Genomic DNA, 17,032 nt, shown 5'->3' on the forward strand with positions numbered 1-17,032 from the left:
GCGAAACTTGCATGGAGCATAAGATAATTTCGCCGTAATTGTTTGTCGGCCTTGCATCCTTAAAGATCAATTTTAAGGAGCGGGTAATATGACAAACAAATTAAAAGCATATAAAAAGGAATTCGAGCTTTCCTACACGTCCGGCGCTTATGCGACGTTTGAGTTATTGAAAAAACGGACTAGCGACGCCAAGTGCGTATACATCCACTCGGATTACCGCGACGACGATGGCCTTAGCGAGCTGTGCAATGTGCTAAACGTGCCTCTAGTGCAGTCTGACAAGGCATTTAGCATTGTAAACCAAAAGGAAAACAGCTATGTACTCGGTGTATTTCGTAAATACGCGGACGCGCTTGCGGTAGATGAGCCGCATATTGTGCTAGTAAATCCGTCTGATATGGGAAACCTCGGTACCATCATCCGCACAATGGCAGGACTGAATCTTAGAAATCTTGCCGTGATTGAACCGGCGGCGGATGTGTGGAATCCAAAAACCGTTCGTGCCAGTATGGGCGCGTTGTTTCACATACGTCAATGCGTTTATTCGAGCTTTGACGAGTACCAGACGCAATATCCGCTCCACACCTTGTTTCCGTTCATGCTTACTGGCTCGATTGCGCCAGAGGACGCACCTCCGTGTCCACTCTTTACACTGATTTTCGGAAACGAGGCAAGCGGATTATGCGAAGCGTTTGCCCATATTGGTCAAAGCGTTAAAATTCCGTTGTCTGCCGATCTGGACTCGTTCAACCTTTCCATTGCCGCGGGAATAGGAATGTATGCGTTCGCACGGAACAACAATCTGGTGTAAGCGCAAGTAAGTTTATGTGTAAACATTTACTCCTAACCGACCATTACCAAAGCTCGTGGCAGTCACTTGGGCGTACCTTGCTCCGGTTGACTGCCTCTTGTTGTTGACGAAGCCCAAAAAGGGCCGCAGCATCCTGCCTCCCGGCAGTCTGCCACAGCCCCCAAACCCGCGTCCCGCAAGGCTTCCCGGTACTTACTCTTCTCCCGTCGCCACCGGGTTCTCCCCGTGGCTGATCCAGTCGCTCCAGCTGCCCAGATACAGCTTCGCATCCTCCCGCCCGGCCTCGGCCAAGGCCAGCAGATTAGGGCAGGCGGTGACGCCGGAGCCGCAGTACACGATAATCTCCTGGTCCGGATAGATGCCGTCGAACCGGTCCTTCAACTCCTCGGGAGACAACCACAGGCCGTCCGTTCCCAGGTTATCCTTCCAGAACCGGTTTTGCGCTCCCGGAATATGCCCGGCTTTCTTATCAATAGCTTCTTCTTCACCCCGGTAACGCTTCGGTTCCCTGGAGTCGATAAGCACCGTACCCGGCCACTCCAGCCTCTCCCGCACATCCTCCATCACCACCAGCATGCGGTTCTGCACCCGGGCCCCGAACACCTTGGGCTCCGCAGCTGCGGCAGGCTCTGTTGAAACCGGCAGCCCGGCCTCTACCCAGCCGCTGTAGCCGCCATCCAGGAGATATACCTTCTCATGGCCAAGAAACCGCAGCAGCCACCAGAACCGCGCCGCCATCGCTCCTCCTTGGTCGTCATAGGCAATCACCGTCGTCTCCCGGTCAATCCCCCGCTCCCCCAGCTTCAGCACCAGCACACCCAGATCAGGCATGGGATGCCGCCCGCCATACTCCCCCACCGGACCGGAAAGCTCCTCCTCCAGGTCAAAATAAACAGCTCCCGGCAGATGTCCCGCCGCGTAAGCCTCCTGCCCGGAGTGGGACTGCCCCAGCTGGAACCGGCAGTCCGCCAGCACCACGGGCTCCTTCCCCTCCAGCTTCTCCATCACTTGCTCCCTGCTTACAATATACCGGTGTTGATTGGCCATAAACTCCACTCCCCGCTTGACGCGTCAATGTATTGTCATTATACCAAAATCCGCCTCTAACCGCCGCAGTCCTCTGCAAGAAGAACCAGCCGCCGTTTATATGACAGAGCCGCCCTATTTTCCTGCCAGAAAATTTGTCAGAATTTTTAAAGTTTATATCTCCAACAAACGGTTTAAAGAAAGAGTGTAAAGAGAAAGACCAACCAATCTACCACAATAGAATGTTGGAGAGGAGAATGTAAAATGGGTTTCATTTGGTCCTTGATTATCGGTGGTGTTATCGGCTGGCTGGCCGGTGTTATTCTGGGTCGTGACATTCCCGGAGGCGTCATCGGCAATATTATTGCAGGTTTCATCGGAGCCTGGTTAGGTAGCCTGATTATGGGAGAATTCGGTCCGGTAATCGGTGGCTTCTACTTCGTACCGGCTCTGATTGGCGCAGTGGTGGTGGTCTTCCTGACCAGCCTCATTCTGCGCAATACCAGCCGCAGACACAGCTGATGCAGGCAGCGGACAGCGAAGCGTCCGCAATCAAATTGGGAACCGGGACATTCGTCTCCGGTTCTTTTTGCGTTGTGCGGGGGGGATGGGACAGAGCGAAGCCGGCACGGAAGAGACTGGCGGGACACGGCGCGCTCTGCTATCTGCGTGCATTCGCGTGTCAGGGGCGTGCCCATCTGCATACATTCGCTTGTCAGGCGCGTGTCATTCCCATCCTATCCGTGTGCCATTCGCGTGCCATTTGCCTGCATTTCGCATCCCATTCGCATGGCATTCGCATGGCATTCGCATCCCATTCGCATGGCATTCGCCTACCATCCTGCAAAAGTGCAGTTATTTTGAACGAGGAGCCCCCTTTTCCGTGCCTATCCTGCAAAAGTGCATCTATTTTAGTCTGAACCCGCCAAACAGGTGGAATCCGCGGGAAATAGCAGCACTTTTGCATTTATGCCCCTCGGTTAAGCCGCTAAGCCGCCCAATAAATGCACTTTTGCATTTGGGTCAGGTCAGATAGCTTGCCCACCTCTCCAAGTGGAAACCTCTGATATCACTGCAGCCGCCAAACCGGGGAAAACACAGGCGCTCCCCATCGACAGGGCCCATGGGGAGTTGTACAATGAAGGGATGACGCAATATTACGGGAGCGGGTAAAAATGTGTACGAACTTGCGGGGCTTCACCTTTCAGGCGGTGCCCATGAATATCAGACATTGTCAGGACATCTGCACCTGGAGCTATGAACCGCCATACGACATCTACCAGTGGAGCTCCTGGGCTCAGATGGAGGCGGAGGCCGAGGAGTTCGGCGACGCACAAATACGCGAGACCCAGTATATCTCCATTTTGGATGCGGAAAACGGATATTTGGTGGGGTATGCCCAGCTTTTCCCCATTACCGGTGTAACCCGGCTGGGGCTGGGGATGCGGCCGGAGCTGTGCGGCTTGCGAATCGGCCCGGACTTCGTGCGTTTCCTGGCCGAGGAGGCGAAACGGCGCAGACCCAACGATATCATCGACCTGGAGGTGCTGGTGTGGAATATCCGCGCCCAGAAGGCATACCGCAAGGCAGGGTTCGTCATCACCGACCGTTACGAACGCCCGACGCCCAAGGGGAATATGGACTTTTATTGCATGGTGTATCAGGGGGAGCCGGCATTGAATTAACCTCCCTCCCCGCAAAAAAGTGATATGCAGTTTTTCCAAAATGAGGTTATGAAGAGGCAAATCATGCTACAATAGTAGGATGCGATTCATGCGGTGATGCCCACATTCAAGGAAAAGGAGGTGCAGGAATGCTGAAGCTCAAGCTGCCCAAAAACCGGATTGAATTTCTGGCTGCCGGAGCCGAACGCCGGATGAAGCTGGCCGTGCTGGAACGGGGCTGGGAATATTACCACCGGAACCTGGTGCAAAACGTGAATCTGGTGCAGGGTTATATCCTTCAGGCGGATGTCCGGGGCAAGGAGATTTTCCAGGTCAAACTGGATCTGGAGCAGTTCGAGAGAAGCGAATGCACCTGTTCCTTCAACGGATATTGCCAGCATATGGCGGGATTGATCTTCTGGGCATATTCCGCCCACGGCAGGCCGGAGCTTCTGTTGATGCAGCTGAAGCAGGCCATCAATGCCCGTCGGCGGGCGAAGGCGGGGCTGAAGGCCGACAAGGCGGGAGAATCGGCGGCGGCTACCCTGCTGCCGGAGCTGACGCCCAAGGAATGGGCCCGCTATTTCGAGCAGAAATTCCATGGATATTCCCTGTCCAACCAGCATTCGGTGGAGCAGTTCCATCAGACGGTTTGGGACACCCTGGGCGGGACGGCGGAGGAATGGCCGGAGCCGTTATCCGCTCTGTACCGGCTGCACCTGTCCTTGTATGTGCTGGCTAAAATCGAGCAATTCCATCAGGACAACCAATCGTCTTATTTGTCCTACTATATAGAGAACGGCTGCAAGCTGGTAGCGGCCTCCAGCTGGGATAAGCTGAAGGAGCTGGTGCAGGAGCGCCAGGCCTTCCACCAGGCCGCCCTCCAGTTTCCCAAACACTGGAAGGAGACCCTGGAGGCCGTTTCCTCCCGGCTGCTCCATGCCCGGTCGGGACCGGTGTATTGGACGGATGTGTACCGGTTTTTGTGGTGGCAGCTATTCTACGGGGCCGGCGCGGAGCCGGAGGCGGCAGCAGAACGGGAGCTGCACCGGCTCTCCCTGTTGTCCGCACAGGAGAATATCCCCCGGGCCAAGGACGGCATTTATCTCGCCATGTCCCTGTTCGATATTATCCGGGGCCAGGATGCCCAGGCTATGAAGCGGCTCTCGGAGCTGCACACCCGGCAGTTCTCGGATTTCTATGTCATTCTGGAGAAGCTCTCCGGCGGCGGAGAGTGGGAGCGGGTGCTCAGCTGGCTGCGCTGGCTCTTGCCAGTGCTCTCCAAGGCGAAGCAGGAGGAGTTCAACCAGGGCTGTGCCTTCTGGGTGGAAGCGGTGAAGCATCAGCCCACCGATGAGGAGTGGATCCGCGTGATGCTCTCTCTCTTGCCCCGCAGCTACTACTATTACACCGACTATCTGATGCAGACCGGCCGCTTCCGCCAATGGGTGGATCTGCAGCTGGCCACGGGGATCTCCCCGGCCAGTCTGTACACGGCGGAGCTGCATACCGTCGAGGCGCATGACCCGGCACTGCTGCTGCCCTTGTTCCACCAATCGGTGGAGAAGGCGGTTGCGGAGAAAAACCGGGATTCCTACAAGCTGGCCATCCGCCACCTTAAAAAATTGAACAGCCTTTACAAGCAGCTTGGCAAAAACGAGCTTTGGGAGGATTATCTCGCCCGGCTCCACCTGAAATATGCCCGGCTGCGCGCATTCAAAGAAGAGCTGGCGAAAGGACAGTGGGCGACATGATTGTCACCGGCCCTTATACCGTTCACGCCTCGTGGATGCCGGCAGGCGCCCTGTTCCTCTGGGGAGCCCGCCGCCAGGGCGGGTCCGTGGACGCTACCGAGCTGAAGCATCTGCTGTTTGCCTGGCATGCGGCCAGCTTTTACGGCACCTTTATCGAGACGCTGGAGTTTACGGGGAAGGAAGGCGTGGTGCTGGAGTCCGAGGACGCCCTGCATTACTTCTGCGACCCGTCGGAGCTGCAGCATGCCTCCATCGAATGGTCTACAGAGGCCGCTCCGCTGAAGGCCGCGGCTCCCGCCATCCGGGAGGCCCTGGCTGCGGGCAGAGTGATGCCCGATTACGACAAGTGGCGGCAGGGGTCCTTGGGGTGGAAGCTGCAGCTGCCTGAGGAGCTCCGGGGGATGGAGTCCCCGCTCCTCAAGACCTGGGCGGATACGCTTATCGAAGCGGAGGTCCGCCGCCGTCCCGAGCTGCAGGAGGCATTAACCAAGCTCACGGAGACGGTGCCGCGGATTCAGCGGGGCGACATCTCCGCCGATCTGTGGCTGGATGAGGAGGATTGGCTGGTATCCATCGGCTGGAAGCCGGATACCGCCCCCTTCCGCACCTGCCTCCAGCTGGTGGAGCCGGAGCATGACGGGATGTGGCGGCTGGCCATCCTGCTCCAGGACCGGCAGCTGGCAGAGCGGATTATCTCCTGCGACGCCGAAGGCACTCCCAGCCCCGGCGAGCCGGTGCCGGAGGAATGGCAGCCGGAGCTGCCCCGGGTCAGCCGGGATGTGGAGCGTTGGCTTCATATTATCCCGGAGCTCCGGGATACCCATGAGCCGACCCGGCTGAAGCGGGAGCTCACTGCCGACGAGGCCTGGGAGTTTCTCGCCCAGGGCAGCCGGCAGCTGGTAGAGGCGGGTACGCCGGTATTCCTGCCGGCGTGGTGGGAGCGGCTGCGCCGCACCAAACCACGCCTCCGGGCCAAGCTGCGCTCCTCGGTGGGCACAACGGGCTCATCCGCTTTTGGATTGAACCAGCTGATGGAATTTGATTGGCGGCTGGCGGTTGGCGATATGGAGCTGACCGAAGAGGAATTCCGCACCCTCATGGAGGAGAAGCGGCGGCTGGTGCGCTTCCGGGGACGCTGGATCCAGCTGGACCCCAAGCAGATGGAGGCCATCAGCCAGGTGATGAAGCAGGTCAAGAAGAAACGCGGCCTGTCCTTCCGGGATGTGCTGGAGCTGCACCTGGCAGGAGAAGAGGAGGACGGCGAGAACCCGGCCGGCCGGGAAGAGGATGATATCGATCTGAAGCTGGAGGTGGAGCTGAACGACCATCTACGCCAGCTGATTACCCGGCTGAAGGAGCATAAGGGTGTGCCCATGCAGGGGCCGCCACCCGGCTTCCACGGTACGCTGCGCCCTTATCAGGCGGAAGGCGTTTCCTGGCTCCTGTTCCTCCGCCAATTCGGATTGGGCGGCTGTCTCGCGGACGATATGGGCCTGGGCAAAACCATCCAGTGGATCAGCTACCTGCTGTCCGTCAAGGAGCAGGAGGGCCAGGTTCAGCCCGGTGAGGATCAGGAGCCGCTGCCTCCAGGGCTCCTCATTTGTCCCACCTCCGTATTGGGCAACTGGCAGAAGGAGCTGCAGCGTTTTGCCCCCGGCATGAAGGTGCTGCTCCACTACGGGCCCCAGCGGCGGAAGGGTGAGGATTTCCGTAAGGAGGCCATGGAGGCGGATTTGGTCCTGTCCTCCTATACTCTGGCCCATCTGGACGAGAAGGAATTCTCCTCTATTTATTGGAGCTCCATCTGTCTGGACGAGGCGCAGAATATCAAGAACGCCTATACGAAGCAGTCCGGTGCCGTCCGCCGGCTGGACGGGTACCACCGCATTGCCATGACGGGTACGCCCATCGAGAACCGGCTGACAGAGCTGTGGTCCATATTCGACTTCCTGAACCCAGGCTACTTCGGCACCCTGCGGGAATTCAGCCACCGGTTCGTGCAGCCGATCGAACGGATATCCGACCAGGCGCTCATCGGCCAGGTACAGCGGATGATCCGGCCGTTCCTGCTCCGCCGTCTGAAGAAGGACCCGGCTATTCAGCTGGACCTGCCCGACAAGGACGAGAGCAAGGTGTTTATTTCCCTTACCGCGGAGCAGGCCTCCCTGTACGAGAATTATATCCGGGACCTGTTCGAGCGTCTGGACCGGCTTGGCCCCATGGAGCGCCGCGGCCTGATTCTGTCGGCTCTTACCCGGCTGAAGCAAATCTGCAACCATCCCGAGCTGCTGCAGAAAAGCATGCGGGGCGCCGCCATCCAGTGGCGGGAACGCTCCAATAAGCTGGAGCGGCTTCTGGATATGGTGTCGGAGCTGCGCACCGAGGGGGACCGCTGCCTGATTTTCACCCAGTTCGTGGAAACCGGGTATATGCTCCAGCATGTGCTGGAGCAGGAGCTGGCGGAGCCGGTGCTGTTCCTCCACGGCGGCACTCCCAAGCATACGCGGGATGAAATGGTGGACCGCTTCCAAAACGAAAGCCTGCCCGAAGCGGAGCGGAACGGTGTGTTCCTCTTATCGCTTAAGGCAGGCGGGATCGGGCTGAATCTGACGGCGGCCAATCATGTGTTCCACTTCGACCGCTGGTGGAATCCGGCGGTGGAGAACCAGGCCACAGACCGGGCTTACCGGATCGGCCAAAGCCGGCATGTGCAGGTGCACAAGTTCGTGACTCTGGGCACGCTGGAGGAGCGGATCGACGACATGATCGAGCGCAAGCAGGATTTAAGCAGGCAGATTGTAGGCGGAGGCGAAGGCTGGATCACCGAGCTGTCCACCGAGGATCTGAAGGAGCTGTTCTCCCTGCGCCAGGAATGGATCAACGTATAAGCAAATCCACGAATAAGTACAAATCCGCGCCCACCGGACAGGAATACGACTGGATGGGCTTGGTGGTAGTAAGGTCGGCGTATGCCTGGGACAGGATACCCGACCTTTGTTTTTGCATATGTATGATGGTCGGAATGAAATAGGGGCGCCACAGCCAATTGGAGCCGCGGAATTCCTCATTCCGGGTCCATGTGCCGTCCTCGTTCCGGTCGAAATTGCAGGATACCTGGATGCCGTCGCCGCGGCACAGATACACCCGGATGGCGTTCTCCGGCACCTCGTGGATCAGCTCTCCCGCCAGATGGTCCGGCTCCCGTACCGCCGACATAACGGCAGTCCGTTCGGCCAGCTCCTTCAGCCGGTGCTCGGCATCCATCAGCTTCAGGTAAGAGGCATAGGATTCCCGGCCATACCGGCCCATCTGATCGTTAAGCAGCGGGGCATATTCGTATTCGGGCAAAAAATCCCGCTTGGCCTCCGAGAACAGATAACCCTGCACATAACGCGCGCCTGCAGCCATGGCATTCTTCAGATCGAGAACATTCTCCACCCCCTCCACCAAGAGAGAGCCGCCCATCTGCTCGGCGATAATGGAGAAGGAACGGAGAAGGGCCCGGTAGCCGTCGTGGGTGACGCTTTTGCGGAGGATCTTCAGATCCATCTTGATTATATCCGGGCGGAACATGGCGATCCGGTCCAGACTGGAGAAGCCGCTGCCCACATCATCCACCGCAAGCAGGCAGCCGTGCTGCCGGTAGATATCCACGATCTCCAGAAGCTCCTTCAGCTTTCCCGAAAAGGATTCCTCGGTGATCTCCACCACCACCCGGTGGTAGGGCAAGCCATGCTCCTTAAGCATCTCCAGGGTGGGCAGCTTGCCGGTTTCCCGGTAAGCGCGGTAAATCCAGCCGGGCTTCAGATTCACGAACAAAAGACCGGCATATTCCTCTTGGACCGCTTTCTCAAATGCCATCCCCCGGAGTCTCCGGTCCGTGGCAATCTGCATCGGCTCCGGAACGGCCGGATCATGAAAAAAAGCCCCCAGACTGCGCACTTCCCCGCCGATGATTTCCCGGCCCAAGGACTCATGACCAATGACGGACATGCTTTGCAGGGAGACAATGGGCTGAAAGAAGGGGCAAATCTGCCCGGAAGGCAGGTATGTATTCTGGCTGTCGATCATTTGGAGTCCGCCCTTTCCTTCTTCTACCTGTTATGCGCTCGCTCACCGATTTCTTTTCATGATTGTACCAGCAGGCCTCACTGGTATGCAAGCTTCTCATACCTTCAATGTCACATTCATGTCAGATATAAATAAATAAAAAAAATATTGGCGTTCGACATGATCCTACATCATTTTAACACATCTTGCGTTATAATGAAATATTGTAAACGAACGAGCAGGACTAATTGCCTATAATTAGAACAGCTGCACATTCTTCTTATTTCAGGCCAGATTTGGCAGGCGGTGATGTGTATGAACAGACATGGAAAATGGTATGCAGCCGGCTTTACTGTGGTTTCCATTCTGCTCTCCCTCCAGCTGGAATTTTCCGTTTGGGACTTCCGCTACTCCCATCTTGTGATGGCGGGATTGAGTCTGACCGTCATCTGGCTCTTCGGCATCGGCTATGACCGGGCCATGAATCTGGCGGTCCGGGACGATCTGACCCGGGCGTACAACCGGAGGTTTCTTAACCATTCCATTCCCACCCTTTTGAACAAGGCTGCCAAAAAGGGGGAAATCCTGACGCTGACCATTCTGGACTGCGATGACTTCAAAAAAATCAATGACGAAAACGGGCACCATACCGGCGACACCGTGCTTCAGGGTATTGCCAAGCTGATCATCAAGCATACACGGAACGAGGATCTTCTGGTGCGCCTGGGCGGAGATGAATTCGTGCTGGTGACCCGGCATTCCACTTACGGCTCCACCTTGACGGTGATCGAACGGCTCCGTCAGGAGCTGGATATTCTGGCCAAAGAGATGAACCTGACCCTGTCCGTTTCAGCCGGTACGGCGGTGTTCCCCGATGACGGGCACCGGCTGGAGGACTTGATCCGAATGGCCGACTTCCGGATGTACCAGTCCAAGCTGATGCGCAAGGAGGCTTCGGCCTATGCCGCATTGGGATTGTCGGTGGATGAGGAGCAGCATATGAAGCAGGCTTAGCTTTATTTGGACAAGCCCGGCCTTCCGGACGGATCAATTCCGTTCCGGAAGGCCATTTTTGCTGTGCCGGTCAATGATACAAGCCTGAGAGGTGTGCGCCTGACCCGGAGAGAAGCTTGGATAGAAGCACAATCTGCCCCGTATGGTAGCCGTAATGGGCCGGTATCCGGATCAGCAGCGTACGGATCAGACGCCTGTCTCCCGCTTCCTCCTCCGCCGGCGCCCCCGGCTTCATCCGCTGCCAATCCTCCTCTTGATAGGGCACGAATACCTCCCGGAACAGGTCCGCCTCTGTAAGAGTTCCCAGAATCCCGGAGGATTCCTGCCGCACCTTCTTAAGCAGATTCAGCACCTCCTCCCGCGTAAGCCCCCCTGCTGTGGTGAACTCCTGCGAGCGTTGCCGGATTAGAGGTCTGCCGCCCACCGCCGTGACAAAATGCTGGTATTCATTGCCCGCCAGATGCAGGCAATAGTTGCCGGGACTGTTCAGATCCGGTCGCGGCTTGGCCCAAAGCTTTTCCTCCGGCAGCAGCTTCAGGCTTTTTTCGATCAGCTCCAGTTGGTTGTTCATGTAGGTCAATGCATCTTGGACAAGGTCATGCATGGCAACCGCTCCTTTGGATGAATATCGCCTTCTTATGAAAAAAAGCCCCGCCGCCTCAATCCTTCAATGAAGGACAGAAGCAAAACGGAGGCTTTGAGGCACTACTTATTTTTTGAAGATCCCGAAGGGTTTGCCTATCGGCAGGAAGGTCCGGCCAAAATGGTTGTTCAGCACATTGGCGCCGCAGCCGTACAAGGACATCAGCGCGATCAAGAACTCGGATACCGCGGCCACATCATGGAAGAAACCCTCGGCAATGCCTAATGTGGAGAGGGACAGCCCGATGAACAGGAAGTCGATCAGCACGAAGATGATGAACAGCACCTTGTTGGTTTCCATAGCCCCAATGGTCATGAACAGGGTAAAGATCAGATAACCCACAAACGCGGCACCCAGCTGGTGGGTATCCACAGAACCTGCAAGCTTCTCGCCGAAAACGCCCATATTAATCATCCACGTCGAGGCTACACCCAGCCAGAAAAAGCCGTAAGCGGCGAAGGCCGTGGTTCCGAAGGTATTGCCATGTTTGGAATCCTGCACAGCGGCGAACAGCTGGGCGAAGGCTCCCAGGAAAATAGCCCAGGGAATCACATCCGAAAGGCCGTGGGTCCATTCCAGCTTTTGGGTGGATGCCACCAGTGTTACGATGGCCAAGCCGAATAACCCGATTGCCGACGGGTCGGCGGTGGTAATTTTGACGTGCTGAGAGCTGTTCATAGTCTTGCTTTTCCTCCTACGCGCTTCATAGTAATGGTCCTCGACACCGATGTAAGAATCCGTCCGTAATTGTCGGGTCACAAGGATTTTAACGGATTCCGGCCCAAAAGACAATTGAAATTTCCTGAAATTTGGACTTTACAAGTTGACCCAAGGTTGATAATATTAATTACTATCAAGCCCCTGTAACATGGTTTGTGAAGTTACAATTTCATAATAGCAACGATATTCCTTCACCGGAATACTTCTTATCAAGAGTGGCTGAGGGTAAGGCCCTATGAAGCCCGGCAACCGGTCCATCCGTCAACGGACGACAAGACTGAATGAACGCATTCTTATTTCCGCGTTCCTATCGCTTGTTTCCTCCGGCGGACAGACGTCTTGGTGCCAATTCCTTCGGAAATCCAAACGGGTTTCCGGCAGATGAGAGGGGAATGAATCGTTTTTAGCGAAACTGCTGACGAGCCACCCTTTTTCTCTGCGAAAAAGGGTTTTTTATTTTTCCGAGAAAAGGTGGCATGGCAGGACTATGATTCGCTTGAACGAGATAACGAAGACCTATACCGTCGGCAAAAAGGCTGTGCCTGCCCTTCACGGCATCTCCCTCACTGTCGCCCAGGGCGAAATCTTCGGCGTCATCGGCCATTCCGGTGCCGGCAAAAGCACCCTGATCCGCTGCATCAATCTTCTGGAGCGCCCTACCACAGGGAAGGTCCATGTGGATGGAGTGGAGCTGTCGGCCCTGTCCGATAAACAGCTGCAGGAGGAGCGGCGGAAGATCGGCATGATCTTCCAGCACTTCAATCTGCTGTCCTCGGCGACGGTGGCCAAGAATGTGGCCTTCCCGCTGGAGCTGGCAGGAGTGCCCAAGGAAGCCATTGGCCAGCGGGTGAAGGAGCTTCTGGAGCTGGTGGGCTTGGAGGAGCATGCGTCCAAGTATCCGGCCCAGCTGTCCGGCGGCCAGAAGCAGCGGGTGGGTATTGCCCGGGCTTTGGCCAATAATCCCAAGGTGCTCCTGTGTGATGAAGCGACCTCCGCTTTGGACCCGCAGACCACCAATTCCATCCTGGCTCTCCTGTCCGACATCAACAGGAAGCTGGGGCTGACCATCATGCTGATCACCCACGAGATGCATGTGATCCGCACCATCTGCGACAAGGTGGCGGTCATCGACGGGGGACGTATTGTGGAGGAAGGTCCGGTAACGGAAGTGTTCCTGAAGCCACAGCATGCCACCACGCGGGAATTCGTCGAGCAGGTTTCCGACAGCCAGGAGCTGAAGGAAGCCATCCGCCACGGCAAGGCCTCCGGCCAGCACCGGATCGTACGCATTACGTACCTCGGTGAAACCACCTACGAGCCTGTGCTGTATGAGGTGACCCGGCAGACGGGTACACCCTTCGCCATCCTGCAGGGGACTATCTCCCGGATGAAGGATACGCCTTACGGCCAGCTGACCGTTCAATTCGGCGGATCGGAAGCGGATGTGGCGCGGACGCTGGACAGCCTGAAGGATCGCGGATTTGATGTGGAGGTGCTCTAGTATGCTGGAATGGTTTAAGAATGTGGACCCGCAGGAAATCTGGCAGGCCAGCCAGGATACGCTGACCATGCTGGGTATGTCGGCCCTGTTCACGGTTTTGCTGGGTCTGCCGTTGGGCATTCTGCTGTTTATGACCTCCCGAGGACAGATTTTGCAGAACCGGTTTGTATATCTGATTTTATCCATTGTGGTGAATGTGCTGCGTTCCATCCCGTTTGTGATCCTGATGATTCTGGTAATGCCCTTCACGAAAATGCTGGTGGGCACGACCATTGAAGTAAAAGGCTCCATCCCGCCGCTGGTCATCGCCGCCGCCCCGTTCTTCGCCCGTCTGGTGGAAACCACCCTCCGGGAGGTGGACAAAGGTGTGGTGGAAGCCGCCAAGGCAATGGGAGCGTCCAGCTGGCAGATCATCCGCAAGGTGCTGCTGCCCGAGTCCTTGCCCGGTCTGGTGGCCGGCATCACCATCACCACCGTAACCCTGGTATCGTATACCGCTATGTCGGGGATTATCGGAGGCGGCGGTCTGGGTGACCTGGCCATCCGCTACGGCTACCAGCGCTTTATGCCGGACGTGATGGTAGTGACGGTGGTCATTCTGATTCTTCTTGTCATTGTGCTGCAAACCCTGGGCGACCGTCTGGTCATCCGGTTCAGCCGCAAATAAATGAGGAGCCTGTCCGGCGAATCTGCGCAGAGCGCATGGAGAAAATATATCGGGACGTTCCAGCCGGATGGCTGTGTCCCTTAGAAATTCTCCTGCGCCGCTGCGCAGACCGCAGGATTGACCCATATATGGGTTTTTTGCTACCAAGAAGCCCACTATTCCCATCATAATACTTATATTCTTGAGGAGGGTTTTATCTGATGAAGAAACAATGGCTTGTTGTTCTGTCTCTGGTTTTTGCACTTACCTTTGTTCTGTCCGCCTGCGGTGAAAAGAAGGATTCCGCCGCTTCTCCCGCTGCCAGCACGGCTGCCGGCGCTTCTACCGCTGCTACTGCAAGTCCTTCCACCAGCCCGTCCACCGCTCCCGTTACCCTGAAAATCGGCGCCAGCGCCGTGCCCCACGCCGAGCTGCTGGAGCATGTGAAGCCTGCGTTGGCCAAGGAAGGCGTGAACCTGGAAATCAAGGTGTTCACCGATTATGTGCTGCCTAACACCCAAGTGGCTGAAAAGCAATTGGACGCCAACTTCTTCCAACACGTTCCTTACCTGGAGCAGCAAAACAAGGACCGCAACCTGAAGCTGGTGAAGGTAGCCGGCATTCACATCGAGCCCTTCGGCGTGTACTCCTCCAAGATCAAGAAGCTGGATGAGCTGAAGGACGGCGCCAAGGTTGCCATCCCCAATGACCCCTCCAATGCCGGCCGCGCTTTGGCCCTGCTGGAAAAAGCCGGTCTGATCAAGCTGAAGGACGGCGTCGGCATCAACGGCACCGTGAAGGACATCGCCGAAAACAAGAAGAACCTGAAGATCACTGAACAAGAAGCGGCTATGCTGCCCCGTGTATTGGGTGAGGTGGACATCGCCACCATCAATACCAACTATGCGCTGGAAGCCAAGCTGGTACCGACCAAGGATGCTCTGTTCATCGAACAATCCGACTCCCCATATGTGAACATTCTCGTTGCCCGTGAGGACAACAAGGACTCTGAGCCCCTGAAGAAGCTGGTGAAGGCTCTTCAAACCGAAGACGTGAAGAAGTTCATCGCCGAGAAGTACCAAGGCGCCGTTGTCCCTGCGTTCTAAGTTGGTTGCTGTATTCGCCGTCGCCCTCGGGCGGCGGTTTTTTGTTTGGAGCGGGGGCCCGCTCCGTTCTCAGCTACTGATAGACAGAGTCCCCTCCTGCTTTCTCCTGTTTCATGGACACACCCCCTGCCTGCTCCCTAACGCCCCCCACAAGCCTTACGAACAGAGCTCCGACCTCCCCTGTGCCCGTACGCCTATGGTATAATCCTGCTCCATCCCCCTCTACAGCCCTTGCATGCCCACGAACATAATCCTAGCCCCAGTCCCTTCTACGGCCCCTGCATGCCTTACGGACATTCTGCTGCTCTTCTCTTTCCGTATAACTTACGGACAGAGAAGACGTTATTTGGCTAAAAAACGGTCACTTTCAGTTCTTGCGGACTGGGGAGCCGTTATTTGTGCAAAATGCAGGTCTGGGAGAGCTCAAAGGGTAGAATAGCGGAACGTGTGTCCTTTAAAATCAAAAACATGCTGGGAATGGTGGAATAAGGGCCTTTGGGTCCGTTGGACCATACTGTAAATGGCAGGGCGGCTGATTAGGTCGGAGGAGGAAATTGGAGAGGGGTGGAGAGAATTGGCGGGGCAAGGAACCTTCACACATGTCCGTTTTTCTTAAGAAACGGACGTCCTCCGCACCACGTATACTGTACCAACTGTAAAAAGCACGGTTACCGATTATGGGACGCTATGCGGAGGGCTCAGAGCTAATACGCAGAAAGGAGGCGACTAGTCATGCATATTCTGACGTATTCCTTGTGCGACGGCGGAGCAAGCTCCGACGAATTTTACCGGAGGGTGGCGGAGCTGACCGACGCCTTCCTTCTATATGCGAAGGAAATGCTGCTGCCGCATGCGGAGAGGCTGCGCCAGCTGGCGGAACGGACGGGGGCCGAGCCTCCCCGTTCCGTGGAGGAGTACGCCTTCGACCTGCTGGCGGCGGGGGTGTTGTGGCGCGTGTACGGCACTCACGCGCTGGGGTTGACTCCCGCCAGAGGCAGGCTGCTGCGCCGGCTGGCGGGAGTGCGCACGGCATCGCCGCGGCTGAAGCCCGCGGCGGACCGATTGCGCGCCACCTGGGGCAGCAGGTGGCTGCTGGAGCAAGGAGGCCCCGCTCCGCAGGGGGCCTCCCCGGCAGTGCCCGCTTCTCCCACTCCCGCCCAGTGGGAGAAGCTGCTGCTGTGGCTGGAGGCCTCCGGCGACTTCAGCCAGGAGGCGGGCCGGCTGCGTCTGGCGGCCGGCTGCCTCACCAAGGCGGCGCCGAGGGCCTTCCGCGCCGCAGCGGAAGCGGCGGTGGAGGCCGCCGCTTGGTTAACCCACGCGGGTGCCCGGCTCCTTGGCGGGTATACCCGCCAGGTGGCCGCCTTCCGCGCCGGACTGACGGAGCGCTCCGCCCGCCGGGAGGACGCCATTCTGCGCAACCGCAGCGAGGTAGAATATCACCTCAACTGGCTCGGTGCAGAACTGATGAACCGCGCCTACCGCGGCGCATTTGAAGCCGCCGGGAAACGGGCGGTGCTTCTGCCCGTTTGCCTCCGTGCCCATACGGGTACGGCTTGTGCGGCAGTACGCAGCGGCCAAGGCCATACCTGCCTGCGCTGCGACGCCAGCTGCCGGGTTGCCTCCGTTATGGAGCTGGGAGCAGCCGAAGGCGTTGAGGTGATTCTCATCTCCCACGAAAGCGACGCCTTCTCCCATACCCTCATCAGCCGCCTGCTCCGGGAGAATACGTCGATTGTGGGAGTCGCCTGCACCCTCAACCTGGTATCAGGAGGACTCCGCGCCAAAGCAGCCGGACTGGCCGCCCAATGTGTGATCCTGGATTATTGCGGCTGCGGACAGCACTGGGACGATACAGGCGGGTTCCCGACGGATCTGAGCCTGCACCGGCTCCAGTCGATTCTACGGTCCGATCCCTCCTCTCCAACTCCCCGTCCAGAATAGTTCATCATGCAGCAGCCTAGGGTCTGTCTTCAAACCCGCTTGAGGGCATCTTTTACCGCCTTTTCATCCCTTGCTGCGTTACTTTCGCTTGACGTACCCCCGGTACGCCTTCACAAAAGTGCCTTGCCTGGAATGAAAATTCGCCAAATCTGCTCC

At 57.3% G+C, this 17,032-nt stretch carries 14 protein-coding genes and 1 riboswitch; of the genes, 10 read left to right on the plus strand and 4 right to left on the minus strand.

All coding sequences use genetic code 11. The annotated features are described in order from the left end of the window. Positions 1-88: 88 nt before the first annotated feature. Positions 89-811, plus strand: coding sequence for a TrmH family RNA methyltransferase (locus ACI1P1_RS16950; protein WP_416217613.1), 723 nt, complete (start codon positions 89-91; stop codon positions 809-811). Between the two features lie 192 nt (positions 812-1,003). Here the strand turns inward: ACI1P1_RS16950 and ACI1P1_RS16955 are convergent, their stop codons facing one another. Continuing rightward, a complete protein-coding gene (locus tag ACI1P1_RS16955; protein WP_416217614.1) occupies positions 1,004-1,858 on the minus strand; it encodes a sulfurtransferase in 855 nt (284 codons plus the stop codon). Between the two features lie 243 nt (positions 1,859-2,101). Here ACI1P1_RS16955 and ACI1P1_RS16960 point away from each other — a divergent pair, with 243 nt between their 5' ends. From ACI1P1_RS16960 to ACI1P1_RS16975, 4 genes are all read left to right on the plus strand, one after another. Next, positions 2,102-2,359 carry a GlsB/YeaQ/YmgE family stress response membrane protein gene (locus tag ACI1P1_RS16960; RefSeq protein ID WP_416217615.1) on the plus strand — a complete coding sequence of 86 codons (258 nt, stop codon included), beginning with the start codon at positions 2,102-2,104 and terminating at the stop codon, positions 2,357-2,359. A 653-nt stretch (positions 2,360-3,012) separates the two neighbouring features. After that, complete coding sequence (locus tag ACI1P1_RS16965; RefSeq protein ID WP_416217616.1) at positions 3,013-3,522, plus strand: GNAT family N-acetyltransferase; 510 nt, start codon at positions 3,013-3,015, stop codon at positions 3,520-3,522. Between the two features lie 128 nt (positions 3,523-3,650). After that, on the plus strand, positions 3,651-5,255 hold the full coding sequence (locus ACI1P1_RS16970; RefSeq protein ID WP_416217617.1) for a hypothetical protein: 1,605 nt from the start codon (positions 3,651-3,653) through the stop codon (positions 5,253-5,255). Continuing rightward, the gene (locus ACI1P1_RS16975; RefSeq protein ID WP_416217790.1) at positions 5,252-8,143 is read left to right on the plus strand and encodes a DEAD/DEAH box helicase; all 2,892 of its coding nucleotides are present in this window, start codon (positions 5,252-5,254) and stop codon (positions 8,141-8,143) included. The genes ACI1P1_RS16970 and ACI1P1_RS16975 overlap by 4 nt, the downstream gene beginning before the upstream one ends. Here ACI1P1_RS16975 and ACI1P1_RS16980 read toward each other — a convergent pair. Beyond that, the gene (locus ACI1P1_RS16980; protein ID WP_416217618.1) at positions 8,133-9,326 is read right to left on the minus strand and encodes an EAL domain-containing protein; all 1,194 of its coding nucleotides are present in this window, start codon (positions 9,324-9,326) and stop codon (positions 8,133-8,135) included. The two genes, ACI1P1_RS16975 and ACI1P1_RS16980, sit on opposite strands and share 11 nt — an antisense overlap. A 294-nt stretch (positions 9,327-9,620) precedes the next feature. Here ACI1P1_RS16980 and ACI1P1_RS16985 point away from each other — a divergent pair, with 294 nt between their 5' ends. After that, positions 9,621-10,319, plus strand: coding sequence for a GGDEF domain-containing protein (locus ACI1P1_RS16985; protein ID WP_416217619.1), 699 nt, complete (start codon positions 9,621-9,623; stop codon positions 10,317-10,319). A 70-nt stretch (positions 10,320-10,389) separates the two neighbouring features. Here the strand turns inward: ACI1P1_RS16985 and ACI1P1_RS16990 are convergent, their stop codons facing one another. Then, positions 10,390-10,923, minus strand: a complete 534-nt coding sequence (locus tag ACI1P1_RS16990) for a DUF1572 family protein (protein WP_416217620.1) — start codon at positions 10,921-10,923, stop codon at positions 10,390-10,392. A 105-nt stretch (positions 10,924-11,028) separates the two neighbouring features. Next, a complete protein-coding gene (locus ACI1P1_RS16995; protein WP_416217621.1) occupies positions 11,029-11,640 on the minus strand; it encodes an acetate uptake transporter in 612 nt (203 codons plus the stop codon). 245 nt (positions 11,641-11,885) lie between these two features. Further along, positions 11,886-12,070, plus strand: a riboswitch (SAM riboswitch). 99 nt (positions 12,071-12,169) lie between these two features. Between ACI1P1_RS16995 and ACI1P1_RS17000 the strand changes: the two genes are divergently transcribed. The 4 genes from ACI1P1_RS17000 (at position 12,170) to ACI1P1_RS17015 (ending at position 16,876) form a co-directional block, all read left to right on the plus strand. Further along, complete coding sequence (locus ACI1P1_RS17000; RefSeq protein ID WP_416217622.1) at positions 12,170-13,183, plus strand: methionine ABC transporter ATP-binding protein; 1,014 nt, start codon at positions 12,170-12,172, stop codon at positions 13,181-13,183. 4 nt (positions 13,184-13,187) lie between these two features. Beyond that, positions 13,188-13,850, plus strand: coding sequence for a methionine ABC transporter permease (locus tag ACI1P1_RS17005; RefSeq protein WP_416217791.1), 663 nt, complete (start codon positions 13,188-13,190; stop codon positions 13,848-13,850). Positions 13,851-14,050: 200 nt separating this feature from the next. After that, positions 14,051-14,935 carry a MetQ/NlpA family ABC transporter substrate-binding protein gene (locus ACI1P1_RS17010; RefSeq protein WP_416217623.1) on the plus strand — a complete coding sequence of 295 codons (885 nt, stop codon included), beginning with the start codon at positions 14,051-14,053 and terminating at the stop codon, positions 14,933-14,935. 732 nt (positions 14,936-15,667) lie between these two features. Beyond that, positions 15,668-16,876 carry a DUF116 domain-containing protein gene (locus ACI1P1_RS17015; protein ID WP_416217624.1) on the plus strand — a complete coding sequence of 403 codons (1,209 nt, stop codon included), beginning with the start codon at positions 15,668-15,670 and terminating at the stop codon, positions 16,874-16,876. The last annotated feature ends 156 nt before the right edge of the window (positions 16,877-17,032 follow it).

This window comes from Paenibacillus mesotrionivorans, assembly GCF_046098205.1.
In the GTDB taxonomy this organism is placed as follows: Bacteria; Bacillota; Bacilli; order Paenibacillales; family NBRC-103111; genus Paenibacillus_AR; species Paenibacillus_AR mesotrionivorans.

What these genes read in the sequence shown, in the direction of transcription:
- ACI1P1_RS17000 (WP_416217622.1), top strand. Translation starts at nt 12,170, where the DNA reads ATGATTCGCTTGAACGAGATAACGAAGACCTATACCGTCGGCAAAAAG.
- ACI1P1_RS16950 (WP_416217613.1), top strand. Translation starts at nt 89, where the DNA reads ATGACAAACAAATTAAAAGCATATAAAAAGGAATTCGAGCTTTCCTAC.
- ACI1P1_RS16980 (WP_416217618.1), bottom strand. Translation starts at nt 9,326, where the DNA reads ATGATCGACAGCCAGAATACATACCTGCCTTCCGGGCAGATTTGCCCC.
- ACI1P1_RS16955 (WP_416217614.1), bottom strand. Translation starts at nt 1,858, where the DNA reads ATGGCCAATCAACACCGGTATATTGTAAGCAGGGAGCAAGTGATGGAG.
- ACI1P1_RS16995 (WP_416217621.1), bottom strand. Translation starts at nt 11,640, where the DNA reads ATGAACAGCTCTCAGCACGTCAAAATTACCACCGCCGACCCGTCGGCA.
- ACI1P1_RS16960 (WP_416217615.1), top strand. Translation starts at nt 2,102, where the DNA reads ATGGGTTTCATTTGGTCCTTGATTATCGGTGGTGTTATCGGCTGGCTG.
- ACI1P1_RS16990 (WP_416217620.1), bottom strand. Translation starts at nt 10,923, where the DNA reads ATGCATGACCTTGTCCAAGATGCATTGACCTACATGAACAACCAACTG.
- ACI1P1_RS16965 (WP_416217616.1), top strand. Translation starts at nt 3,013, where the DNA reads ATGTGTACGAACTTGCGGGGCTTCACCTTTCAGGCGGTGCCCATGAAT.
- ACI1P1_RS16985 (WP_416217619.1), top strand. Translation starts at nt 9,621, where the DNA reads ATGAACAGACATGGAAAATGGTATGCAGCCGGCTTTACTGTGGTTTCC.
- ACI1P1_RS17015 (WP_416217624.1), top strand. Translation starts at nt 15,668, where the DNA reads ATGCATATTCTGACGTATTCCTTGTGCGACGGCGGAGCAAGCTCCGAC.
- ACI1P1_RS17010 (WP_416217623.1), top strand. Translation starts at nt 14,051, where the DNA reads ATGAAGAAACAATGGCTTGTTGTTCTGTCTCTGGTTTTTGCACTTACC.
- ACI1P1_RS16970 (WP_416217617.1), top strand. Translation starts at nt 3,651, where the DNA reads ATGCTGAAGCTCAAGCTGCCCAAAAACCGGATTGAATTTCTGGCTGCC.
- ACI1P1_RS16975 (WP_416217790.1), top strand. Translation starts at nt 5,252, where the DNA reads ATGATTGTCACCGGCCCTTATACCGTTCACGCCTCGTGGATGCCGGCA.